Below are 11,332 nucleotides of genomic sequence, written 5' to 3'. Positions count from 1 at the left end.
CTGAAATACCGGTTTTTCTGAATCACGATAGGAACTTAGCTTAGCTGTCGATAAGCTCTGGTTCCTAAGCCCCTAAAGAAATAGCGTTAAAAGCCTCAGCCTTTTTTTATAACCGCGTAACGCTGCAGGGTCAGCGCCCGCGCTTCGGCATGGTCGACCACCGGTTTCGGATAATTGCCGCCCGGCGTCACGTCTGCAGCCATCAGTTCCACTGCATTCGCCAGCCAAGGGCTGTGCAGCGCAGCCTTGGGCAGCCGGGCCAGCACCGGCAGATATCTGCGGATGAACTTTCCGTCGGCGTCGAACTTCTCGCTCTGGCTGACCGGGTTGAAGATGCGGAAATAGGGCTGGGCATCGCAGCCCGTGCTGGCCGCCCACTGCCAGCCACCGTTGTTTGAGGCCAGATCGAAATCGTTGAGCTTTTCGGCAAAGTAACGCTCGCCCCAGCGCCAGTCGATGCCAAGGTCCTTGACCAGGAAGCTGGCCGTCACCATGCGCAGGCGATTGTGCATGTAGCCGGTCTGGTTGAGCTGGTTCATGGCGGCGTCGACCAGCGGATAACCGGTCCGGCCTTCGCACCAGGCAATGAAAAGCGACTCGGCCTTTTCGCCGCGCTCCCATTGAATTGCATCGTATTCGGGTTTGAAGGCATTGCCGGCAACACGCGGAAAGTTCGACAGGATCTGGGCATAAAAGTCGCGCCAGATCAGCTCGCCGAGCCAGGTGGCCGCGCCTTCATTGCCCGTTTGCTGCTCCAGTGCACAAGCCGCCAGTTTTCGGATCGAGACGGTTCCGAAGCGCAAATGGACGCTCAGATAACTTGGGCCCCGGATGCCGGGAAAATCGCGGGTTTCCCGGTAATCTTTCATTCGAATCAGGAAGTCTTCGAAAAGCGCATTTCCGCCCTGGCTGCCGGCCGGTAGCTTGAGTGCAGACAAGTTGGTGGCCTCAAACCCCAGTTCGGCCAGTGATGGCACGTCAGGCGTTTCGTTCGCGGGCAGGGGTGCCAGTGCAGCGCCGTAGGTTTGAACCGGATAGGGCTTGAGGTAAAAGGCATCGACCTTTTTCAGCCAGGCATTTTTGTACGGCGTGAACACGCTGTAGGGCTTGCCGGCCAGCGTCAGCACCTCCTGGCGTTCAAAAATGACATGGTCCTTGAAGGTGTGAAATGCCACGCCCTGGCCTTCGAGCGCGGCCTGCACCTGGGCGTCGCGCGCCAGGCCGTAGGGCTCGTCGTCGTGGTTGGTGAAAACGGCATCGGCCGACACTTGCCGTGCCAGCGCGGGCAGGGCGCTGCTTGCCGCCTCGTGCCGCACCAGCAAACCGGCGGTAGGCGCCGGTTCTGCGGAACGCAGTTGCGCCAGCTGGCCGTTCAGATCCACCAGCGATTCGCGGATAAATTCCACCCGCCGGTCTGCCCTGGGAAGCGCGTCCAGAATGGAGCGGTCAAAAATGAAGGCGCAATACACCTGTTCGCACGATTTCAGCGCATGGTAAAGCGCCGCATTGTCCTCGGCCCGTAAATCCCGTCTGAACCACATCAGGCCTGTCTTGTATTTCTTTTGCATGCAGCCGATGGTAGAGAAAAGAATCCAGACCTGAAGCCCGCATGCCTTTTCACCGGGAAAAATGATCTCGAACCCCGGATTCATGCAATTGGCGTGCTTCGCCCGCTGCAAGGCAACGCGTAAAATCCACAAATGGCCACGGAAACCCCACCTTCGATGAACCTCACGCACCACTTCCTCATTGCCATGCCCGGGCTGGAGGATGAAGGCTTTTCAAAAAGCGTGATTTATATGTGCGAGCACAGCGAGCGGGGTGCTCTGGGCCTGATCATCAACAAGCCCAGCGACATCAATGTCCAGGGCTTGTTCGACAAGGTCGAACTGACGCTGCGCCGCGAAGACCTGACAACCACCCCGGTGTTCCAGGGCGGGCCGGTGCAGACCGAGCGCGGCTTTGTGCTGCACGAATCCATGATGCCGGGCAGCGAATCGGTCTATGCCTCGACCATGTCGATCCCGGGCGGCCTGGAAATGACGACATCCAAGGATGTGCTTGAAGCGCTGTCCACCGGCGCCGGCCCGCGCAAGGTGTTTGTCTCGCTTGGCTATTCGGCCTGGGGCGAGGGCCAGCTGGAATCGGAACTGCTCGACAACAGCTGGCTGACGGTGGCCGCCGACCTGGGCGTGATTTTCGACACGCCGGTCGAGGAACGCTACGACAAGGCGCTCAAGCTGCTGGGCCTTGAAAGCTGGATGATTTCGCCCGTAGCCGGACATGGGTGAGCCGCAAGGCTTGGTGGAAACCGAGGGTTTTCAAATGGGCGAGCGGCAGGCGCCCGTGCCGCACCGGGTCGTGCGCCCACAGACCTTTCTGGCGTTCGATTTCGGTCTGAAGCGCACCGGCGTGGCGTCGGGCAACAGCCTGACCTGCACGGCTTCGGCGCAGGCGACCATCAACGCCGAAGGCGCAGCGCGTTTTCCGCCGATTCAGGCGCGCATCAAGGAATGGCAACCCGATGCGCTGGTGGTCGGCGTTCCGTTTCATCCCGACGGCGCCAGCCACGACAATACCGTGCGCGCGCAAAAGTTTGCGCGCCAGCTGCGCGGCCGCTTCGGCCTGCAGGTGTTCGAGGTTGACGAGCGTTACAGCACCACCGAGGCGCTGGCCAGCGGCGCCAAAGACGCCGATGCCGCGTCGGCCTGCATCATCCTGGAACAATTTTTAAGGAGTCTTCCCCATGAGTAGTCTGGTTCTCGACGCCGAGGCGCTGTATGCCGACTTGCTGCGCGGCATGCGCCAGCAGCTGGCCGCTTCCCAGCAGCCGCCGCGCTTGGTGGGCGTGGCGTCGGGCGGTGCCTGGCTGGCAGAGCGCCTGCAAAAAGACCTGGGGTTGAGCGAGGAAATCGGCATCTTGTCGTCGTCCATGCACCGCGACGATTTTTCGCAGCGCGGGCTGTCGTCTAGCGGACAGACCGTGCTGCCCTTCGATGTCAATGGCGCGCACCTGATCGTCATCGACGATGTGCTCTACACCGGCCGCACGATTCGCGCCGTGCTCAATGAACTGTTTGACTACGGCCGGCCCGCCAGCGTCCGGCTGATGGTGCTGGTGGACCGGGGCGGGCGCGAGTTGCCGGTGCAGGCCGACCTGGCCGTGGCGCGCGTCACCTTGCCGGCGTCGCAGACGCTGGAACTGGCGCGCACCGACGATGGCCTTTTCAGATTCCGGCTCCAGGACCAGTCCACCGCATCTTGAATTTAAAGCGAAACAGGAATTAACAGCGTGTTGTACCGACGAAACCCCCAGCTCAACAAGAACGGCGAACTGATCCACCTGCTGTCCACCGAAGGCCTGTCCAAGGCCCTCCTGACGCAGATCCTGGACACCGCCGCCAACTTTGTCTCGGTCAGCAGCCGCGACGTGAAAAAAGTCCCGCTGCTGCGCGGCAAGAGCGTGTTCAACCTGTTCTTTGAAAACTCCACCCGCACCCGCACAACGTTTGAAATCGCCGCCACCCGGTTGTCGGCCGACGTGATCAACCTGGACATTGCCCGCTCGTCGGCGTCCAAGGGCGAGTCGCTGCTCGACACCATCGCCAACCTGAGCGCCATGGCGGCCGACATTTTCGTGGTGCGCCACAGCGAATCGGGCGCGCCCTACCTGATCGCCCAGCATGTCGCGCCGCATGTGCATGTCGTCAATGCCGGCGATGGCCGCCATGCGCACCCGACGCAGGGCCTGCTCGACATGTACACCATCCGCCACTACAAGAAGGACTTCAGCAACCTGACCGTCGCCATCGTCGGCGATGTGCTGCATTCGCGCGTGGCGCGCTCCGACATTCACGCGCTGACCACGCTGGGCTGCGCCGAAGTGCGCGTGGTCGGCCCCAAGACGCTGGTGCCGTCCGACATGGCGCAGATGGGCGTTCGCGTCTGCAACACGCTTGAAGAAGGCATCAAGGACGCCGACGTGATCATCATGCTCAGGCTGCAGAACGAGCGCATGACCGGCGCGCTGCTGCCCAGCAGCCAGGAGTTTTCGAAAAGCTTTGGCCTGACGCCCGAAAAGCTGCAACTGGCCAAATCCGACGCCATCGTCATGCACCCCGGCCCGATCAATCGGGGCGTTGAAATTGACTCGGCCGTGGTCGATGGCGCGCAAAGCGTCATCCTGCCGCAGGTGACATTTGGTATTGCAGTCCGCATGGCCGTGATGAGCATAGTTGCAGGAAATGAGTCATGAAGTTGTTGATTAAAAATGGCCGCATCATCGACCCGGCTACTGGCTTCGACCAAGTCGGCGACCTGGCGATTGCCGCCGGGCGCATCGTCTCGCTGAACGGCGGGCTGGCCGATTTCACCCCGAATAAGACGATTGACGCCACCGGCTGCATCGTGGCCCCCGGCCTGATCGACCTGTCGGCCCGCCTGCGCGAACCTGGCCATGAGCATGAAGGCATGCTGGAAAGCGAACTGGCTGCCGCCGTCGCCGGCGGCGTGACCAGCCTGGTCTGCCCGCCCGATACCGACCCGGTGCTTGACGAGCCTGGCCTCGTGGAAATGCTCAAGTTCCGCGCTGAAAAGCACCACCAGTCGCGTGTCTTTCCGCTGGGCGCCCTGACACGCGCCTTGAAAGGCGAAGCGCTGACCGAGATGGTTCAGCTGACCGAATCGGGCTGCGTGGGCTTCAGCCAGGCCGAGGTGCCGCTGGCCAACACGCAGGTGCTGATGCGCGCCATGCAGTACGCCGCCACGTTTGGTTACTCGATCTGGCTGCGTCCGCAGGAGCTGCACCTGGGCAAGGGCGTGGCCGCCAGCGGAGCATTGGCCACGCGCCTGGGGCTGAGCGGCGTTCCGGTCGCCGCCGAAACCATTGCGCTGCACACGATTTTCGAGCTGGTGCGCGCCACCGGCGCCCGCGTCCACCTGTGCCGCATCAGCAGCGCGGCCGGCGTGGCGCTGGTCGCCCGGGCCAAGGCCGAGGGCCTGAACGTCACCTGCGACGTCAGCATCAACAGCCTGCACCTGACCGACGTAGACATTGGTTACTTCGACAGCCGGATGCGCCTGGACCCGCCGCTGCGCCAGCAGCGCGACCGCGATGCGCTGCGGCTCGGGCTGCTCGACGGCACCATCGATGCGCTGGTGTCCGACCATTCACCGGTCAGCGCCGATGCCAAGACCCTGCCGTTCGCCGAAGCCGAAGCCGGCGCGACCGGCCTGGAACTGCTGCTGGGCCTGGCCTGCAAATGGGGCCAGGACAGTGGCGCGGACATGCGCCGGGTGCTGGCCGTGCTGACCAGCGAGCCGGCGCGCGTGCTCGGCCCGGCGCTGGGCACGCTGCAGGCCAGCGCGGGCCGGCTGGTCAAGGGCGGCGTTGCCGATGTCTGCGTGTTCGATCCAGGCAGCGAATGGACGGTCGAACCCGCCGCCCTGCGCAGCCAGGGCCGGCACACGCCGTTCTCGGGTTATGCGCTGCCCGGCCCCGTGCGCTACACCCTGGTCGGCGGACAGCTCGCCTTCGAGCGTGCCTGAGCGTATGCGGACCACTTGTTTTGTGCGCAACGGCATGACGGCTGCCAGCGCCCGATGAGGGGCGTGCGCGCTGTCTGGCGCTTGTTGCGCATCCTGGGTCACATCCTGTCGGGCGTGTGGGTGGCAGCGCTGCACCTGCCACGCATGCAGCCGTCACAGCAAAGCGCACGGGTGCAGGTCTGGGCGCTGGCGTTCCTGGCGCATGCCGGCATCACGCTGGAAATACGCGGCCAGCCGCCAGTCACCGGGCCGGTGCTGCTGGTGGCCAACCACATTTCCTGGCTCGACATACCGGTGATGCATGCCGCCCAGCATTGCCGCTTTGTCTCCAAGTCCGACATCAAGGACTGGCCCCTCGTCGGCACGCTGGCGGCGGCGGCCGGCACGCTGTACATCGAGCGCAGTTCGCGCCGCGACGCCATGCGCGTGGTGCACCTGATGCGCGATGCGCTGCTGGCCGGCGACGTGCTGGCGGTGTTCCCCGAAGGCACCACCGGCGATGGACTGAGTGTGCTGCCCTTTCATGCCAACTTGCTGCAGGCCGCCCTGTCGGCCGATGCGCCGGCCCAGCCCGTGGGCCTGCGCTTCATCGACAAGGCCAGCGGCCAGCCCAGCCTGGCGCCGATCTATGTGGGCGATGACTCCTTGCTGGGCTCGATCTGGCGCACCTTGTCCGCGCCGCCACTGGTGGCCGTGGTGCATTACGGAGAGCCTGAACAGGCTGCAGGGCGCGACCGGCGTGCCTGGAGCGAGCAGTTGCGCGCCAGGGTCGATGGCCTGCGCAAGGGCTGACGCTTTGCCTGAATCAGGCGTTGCCGGTTTTTGCTGCTAAATTTATAGCTGTCAGCGCAGGTGGAATATGCGCAAAAGGCATATTTCGTTCTGAATTCGCAGCGGTTTCGCGAACGAAGGTCACCACATGGTCCACCTCGGCCCGGATGCCGACCCATTCGCCGACTGCATGGTCGTGGTGGCTGGGCACATGGGCCAGCAGCGCTTCGCCGCTGGCTAGCTGCATCGTGTACAAAAACTCCGAACCGCGAAACGCCTTGCGAACGATCCGCGCCTTTACCAGCGCGCTGTCGTCGTGCACGATGTCGTCGGCGCGCAGCAGCACGTCGCATTCGCCGTTGGGGTAGCTCGACGGCAGCGGGCATTCGTCCAGCCCGGCCAGGTCGCCCAGCGGGGTGCGCGCCACCACGCCGCTTTCCTGGTGCATCAAGGTGGCCGGCACAAACACGCCGTGGCCGATGAAGTCGGCGACGAATCGGGTGGCCGGCCGGTGGTACAGCGCATAGGCGTCGTCCCACTGGTGCAGATGGCCTTCGTGCATCACGCCGATGCGGTCGCCGATGGCAAAGGCTTCGAGCTGGTCGTGCGTCACGAACAGCGCGGTGGCGCCCGCCGCTTTCAGGATGGCGCGCACCTCATGCGCCAGCCGCTCGCGCAAATCGACATCGAGGTTGGAAAACGGCTCGTCGAGCAACAGCAGGCGCGGCCTCGGCGCCAGCGCTCTGGCCAGCGCCACGCGCTGCTGCTGCCCGCCCGACAGCTCATGGGGAAAAGACTTGTGGGCATGGCCCATGCCGACCAGTTCGAGCACCTCGTCCACGCGCCGGCTGCGGGCGGAAGCGCTCAGGCGGCTCAAGCCGAAGGCCACGTTGCGGGCCACGTCCAGATGCGGAAACAGCGCGTAGTCCTGGAACACCATGCCGATCTGGCGCGACTCGGCCGGCAGGTGAACCTGCGGGCTGCTGACGATTTGCCGGGCCAGCCGGATGCTGCCCGCATGCGCGCGTTCCAGCCCGGCAACGGCGCGCAGCAAGGTGGTCTTGCCGCAGCCCGACGGGCCGATCAGCACGCCAATCTCGCCGGCCTGCAGGTTGAAGGACACGCCATCGACCGCCGCATGGCGGCTTCCTGCGTATTGCACACCGAGTTGAGTGACTTCAAGAAACATAGGCTAATTGTAGATGCTTACAATTCTCATTTGCAGTGAATGGCTGCAGACACCACGGCGCGAGCGGGCAGGGCAGGAGCCGGCCGGCAGCCACCTTCTATCGGGTTTCAATGTTTCGCCGACTCTTTTTTCGCTTTGTTCCTTCCGCCTTTTTGCTCCTGCTGGTGGCATTCCTGACGCTGCCGGTGCTGGCCGTGGTGCTGTCCTGGCTCGAATTCGACGCCGGGGCGCGCTCCATCCTGGCGCAGATGCTGCAGACGGTGCTGCCCGACTACGCCTGGACCTCGCTGCTGCTGTGCCTGCTGGTCGGCGCAGGCGTCGCTGGCGTCGGCATGGCCACGGCCAGCGCGGTCACGCTGTTCGAGTTTCCGGGCCGCCGCACGTTTGAATGGGCCCTGCTGCTGCCGCTGGCCATGCCGGCGTATGTGGTGGCCTATGCCTACACCGACTTCCTGCAATACGGCGGGCCGCTGCAGACATGGCTGCGCGCGGCCTTCGGGCTGCAGGGGCGGCTGCTGCCTGAAGTGCGCAGCCTGGGCGGCGCGGTGCTGGTGTTCACGGTGTCGCTGTATCCCTATGTCTATTTGCTGGCGCGCACCGCGCTGTCGGAGCGCGCCGCGCACCTGATGGAAGCGGCCCGGCTGCTGGGCGCGCCGCTGTCCCGGCGTATCCGCGAGGTGGCCCTGCCGCTGGCGCGTCCGGCGGTGGCGGCCGGCGTGGCGCTGGCGCTGATGGAAACGCTGGCGGACTTCGGCGTGTCCAGCTACTTCGGCATCCAGACCTTCACCGCCGGCATCTACAAGGCCTGGCTGTCGATGGACAACCGCATGGCGGCCGCGCAGCTGGCAACCGTGCTGCTGGTGTTCGTCGCGGTGCTGCTGCGCATCGAGCACAGCGCCCAGCGGCGCATGCGCTTTGCCGCCGGCCGGGGCGCGCGCGCCGGGTCCGCTGACGCCGCCCCGGTGCAGTTGCGCGGCGGGCGGGCGGCGTTGGCCTGGGGCCTTTGCGCCGCGCCGATTGCCTTGGGCTTTGTGCTGCCGGTGCTGTTCATGCTGCGGCCGCTGGTGCTGGGCTGGGACAACCTGCTCTGGGACCAGTTTGCCAACTGGACGCTGAACAGCCTGTATCTAGCCTCCTTAAGCGCCGCGCTGGCCACCGCGCTGGCCCTGGGCCTGGCGTTCGCCGTGCGGCGCCAGCCCGACACGCTGACGCGTGGGGCGGTGCAGCTGGCCAGCCTGGGCTATGCCGTTCCGGGCGCCGTCATCGTCGTCGGGCTGCTGCTGCCGGTGGGCTGGCTGCAGGCGGCCGCGCCGCAGACCGGCGCGGGCTACTGGGTCACCGCCACCGTGCTCGGCGTGGTCTGGGCTTATTTGGTGCGTTTCAGCGCGGTGGCGCTGCAAAGCATCCAGAGCGGCTATTCGCGCATTCCGGCCAGCTTTGACGACAGCGCCCGCATGCTGGGCACCACCGGCGCCGGCCTGCTGGCGCGGGTGCACTGGCCGCTGCTGAAACGCTCGGTGGCGGTGGCCGGCCTGCTGGTGTTTGTCGATGTGATGAAGGAGCTGCCCGCCACGCTGGTGCTGCGGCCCTTCAACAGCGACACCCTGGCCGTGGTGACCTACCAGCTGGCGCGCGACGAGCGCCTGGGCGAGGCGGCCCTGCCGGCGCTGGCGCTGGTGCTGGTCGGCCTGCTGCCGGTGGCCTTGCTGAGCCGCACCTTGCGCGCCAGAAAATAGCCGCTTCAGACGCAGCCCAGCCCGGCTGTAGTCATCAGACTACCGCTTGAAAATCCGCCGGCCTACTCCTTTGCAGTGCTGCAGTGGCTAGCATCTTCCTTCTGGAAACAGGGACGGTTTCGCTTGCGGAGCGTCCAGGAACGCCAGACAGAGGGATAGGGAGGGCCCTTGGCACGACGGCCGGCTGGCAATTTTTTCTAGCCTTGCTGGACTGTCATCTGTCATCTGTCAACTTACCTGTTGAAAATCTAAAACCATCACACCTTCCAAGGAACCATCATGAAAACCAGACTTCTCATGCTCAGCGTCGCCATGTCATGCATTTTTGCCGGCAATGCCATCGCCCTGACCAAGGCCGAATACGACACCCAGAATAAGCAGATCAGCGCCGACTACAAGGTCAACCGCGACAAGTGCGGCAGCCTCAAAGCCAACGCCAAGGACATCTGCGTGTCCGAAGCCAAGGGCGCCGAAAAGGTCGCCAAGGCCGAACTCGAATCCCAGTACAAGCCCAGCGCCAAGCACACCCGCGATGTCGCCCTGGCCAAGGCCGACACGGCTTACGACACCGCCAAGGAAAAGTGCGATGACCTGGCCGGCAATGCCAAGGATGTCTGCGTGAAGGATGCCAAGGCCGTGCATGTCAAAGCCAAGGAAGACGCCAAGGTCGTCAAGGCCGCCACCGACGGCAGCGCTGACAAGACCGCCGATGTGAACGAAGCCAAGAAAGAGGCCAGCGCTGAAACACGCGAAGCCCAGTACAAGGCCGCCAGGGAACGCTGCGACAGCCTGTCCGGCAATGCCAAGGACACCTGCCAGGCTGATGCCAAAGCCAAGTTCAGCATGTGATGCTTGCCTGAGTGCAGGCCAGGGCAGTCTATGCCCGGGACGCCAATACCTTGAAAATCCCTGAACTGTGCAAACAGGCCGGGATTTTTTTGTTCGCAACAAAGACTCATTTTTTGATAGCTGGAACCGCACATGGAGCAAGCGCGCAAGGCTGTTTTGGTCAAGAATCCTGGCGGTTCAGGCGGCCATGCGCTGCTCGCCCGCCCATTCAAACGATGACGGATCGGGCAGCAGTCTTTCCAGCGTTTGCGCAATCCTCAGCAGGCGCGGATCGTCGCCCGCCGCTTCGTCGCAGGTGTCGTTGATGCAGAAAAACGGCAAGCGGCCGAAGTTCTGCTCCAGCGCGTCAAACTGCTGCGCCGCCTGGGCATCGCCCGTATCGATGTAAAGCGGATTGAGCACCTGCTGCTCGGCGTAGCCCATCTGCACCATCCAGCGCGGCGCCAGGTCGGGAACGATGGGTGGAATTCGCCAAGAGCGAAACACGGTGGATCTGACCTGCGCAAACCAGTCCTGCGCCAGATGCTCAAGCTCATGCATCACGCTTTTGCGCATGGCGCGCGGCGTGTGCGAATACACCTGGGCAATGTGCCGGTAGTGCGGATAACGTTCGCTGAGCCAGCGCCCGGACTCGATCGACGCATTGACCAGCGCCGTCTCGCCCGGATGCAGCGCCTCGGGGTGCGCCGCCGACGCAGGCTCCAGAAATACCTTGAGCCGGCCTTCGAACCACCAGGCCGGATTGACCTTCTGGCCAAAAAACACGTCGTCGTTCAGGTAAATGAAACGCTCGGACAGGCCGGGAATGTGGTGCAGGTAGGACTCGATATGGCCCGAGTCGAACACCTCCGGCGACGCCGGGGGCAGCAGGTGGCGGTGGTCCACCAGCGTCACCCGGCTCGAGGGCCGCAGCCAGGCCGGCGTTTGCCCGTCGGTCACGATGTAGACATGGCCGTGGTCCGGGAAAAAAAGTTCCAGCGCGCGCAGGTTGAAAAGCAGTTCCGAATTGTCCCGGTAGCGGCCGGCCACGTTGCCAAACGCCGCCAGTTCTTCGCCGTTCCGGCGCATCCAGGCGGCATAGGCGCTGTGGCGCTTGCTCAGCCAGACAGGATCGGCACCGTTCACCCAGAGGTAAACAATATCGATCCGGCCGGCATCTTCAGCTGGGCCATTGAGCGGATTTTTCAATTTTTGCTTGTCCTTACCATGGAGGGCGTGAGTGCGTTCGGCATTTTTGAAG

General features: G+C 64.1%; 11 protein-coding genes. 8 read left to right on the top strand and 3 right to left on the bottom strand.

Annotated features, from left to right (window positions below; all coding sequences use genetic code 11):
- Positions 1 to 95: 95 nt before the first annotated feature.
- Positions 96 to 1,568 (bottom strand): cryptochrome/photolyase family protein, encoded by a 1,473-nt coding sequence (locus tag ACP7AD_RS05155; protein WP_426146085.1) that lies wholly within the window; start codon positions 1,566 to 1,568, stop codon positions 96 to 98.
- 132 nt (positions 1,569 to 1,700) lie between these two features.
- On the opposite strand from ACP7AD_RS05155, the gene ACP7AD_RS05150 reads away from it, so the two are divergent.
- The 6 genes from ACP7AD_RS05150 to ACP7AD_RS05125 are packed head-to-tail and all read left to right on the top strand — an operon-like array spanning position 1,701 to position 6,339.
- On the top strand, positions 1,701 to 2,291 hold the full coding sequence (locus tag ACP7AD_RS05150; RefSeq protein WP_426146083.1) for a YqgE/AlgH family protein: 591 nt from the start codon (positions 1,701 to 1,703) through the stop codon (positions 2,289 to 2,291).
- A gap of 34 nt (positions 2,292 to 2,325) precedes the next feature.
- On the top strand, positions 2,326 to 2,754 hold the full coding sequence (gene ruvX, locus ACP7AD_RS05145) for a Holliday junction resolvase RuvX (protein ID WP_426146099.1): 429 nt from the start codon (positions 2,326 to 2,328) through the stop codon (positions 2,752 to 2,754).
- Entirely contained in the window at positions 2,747 to 3,265 is a 519-nt protein-coding gene (gene pyrR / locus ACP7AD_RS05140; RefSeq protein ID WP_426146082.1) for a bifunctional pyr operon transcriptional regulator/uracil phosphoribosyltransferase PyrR, read from the top strand. Before ruvX ends, pyrR begins: the two co-directional genes overlap by 8 nt.
- Positions 3,266 to 3,292: 27 nt before the next feature.
- Complete coding sequence (locus tag ACP7AD_RS05135; protein ID WP_426146080.1) at positions 3,293 to 4,255, top strand: aspartate carbamoyltransferase catalytic subunit; 963 nt, start codon at positions 3,293 to 3,295, stop codon at positions 4,253 to 4,255.
- Positions 4,252 to 5,547: a dihydroorotase gene (locus ACP7AD_RS05130; protein WP_426146078.1), complete on the top strand. Its 1,296-nt coding sequence runs from the start codon at positions 4,252 to 4,254 to the stop codon at positions 5,545 to 5,547. The genes ACP7AD_RS05135 and ACP7AD_RS05130 overlap by 4 nt, the downstream gene beginning before the upstream one ends.
- Before the next feature lie 54 nt (positions 5,548 to 5,601).
- Positions 5,602 to 6,339, top strand: coding sequence for a lysophospholipid acyltransferase family protein (locus ACP7AD_RS05125; protein WP_426146077.1), 738 nt, complete (start codon positions 5,602 to 5,604; stop codon positions 6,337 to 6,339).
- A gap of 13 nt (positions 6,340 to 6,352) precedes the next feature.
- Here ACP7AD_RS05125 and ACP7AD_RS05120 read toward each other — a convergent pair whose 3' ends face one another.
- The gene (locus ACP7AD_RS05120) at positions 6,353 to 7,507 is read right to left on the bottom strand and encodes an ABC transporter ATP-binding protein (RefSeq protein ID WP_426146075.1); all 1,155 of its coding nucleotides are present in this window, start codon (positions 7,505 to 7,507) and stop codon (positions 6,353 to 6,355) included.
- Between the two features lie 110 nt (positions 7,508 to 7,617).
- Between ACP7AD_RS05120 and ACP7AD_RS05115 the strand changes: the two genes are divergently transcribed.
- On the top strand, positions 7,618 to 9,243 hold the full coding sequence (locus tag ACP7AD_RS05115) for an ABC transporter permease (RefSeq protein WP_426146073.1): 1,626 nt from the start codon (positions 7,618 to 7,620) through the stop codon (positions 9,241 to 9,243).
- A gap of 279 nt (positions 9,244 to 9,522) precedes the next feature.
- Entirely contained in the window at positions 9,523 to 10,092 is a 570-nt protein-coding gene (locus ACP7AD_RS05110; protein WP_426146071.1) for a hypothetical protein, read from the top strand.
- A gap of 177 nt (positions 10,093 to 10,269) precedes the next feature.
- Here ACP7AD_RS05110 and ACP7AD_RS05105 read toward each other — a convergent pair whose 3' ends face one another.
- Positions 10,270 to 11,280 carry a Stealth CR1 domain-containing protein gene (locus tag ACP7AD_RS05105; RefSeq protein WP_426146070.1) on the bottom strand — a complete coding sequence of 337 codons (1,011 nt, stop codon included), beginning with the start codon at positions 11,278 to 11,280 and terminating at the stop codon, positions 10,270 to 10,272.
- Between the last annotated feature and the right edge of the window lie 52 nt (positions 11,281 to 11,332).

The organism is Polaromonas sp. DSP2-3-2b2 (assembly GCF_049895905.1).
In the GTDB taxonomy this organism is placed as follows: Bacteria; Pseudomonadota; Gammaproteobacteria; order Burkholderiales; family Burkholderiaceae_C; genus Polaromonas.
Note: the sequence above shows the minus strand (reverse complement) of the source record. Positions and strands in the feature narration are given on the sequence as shown.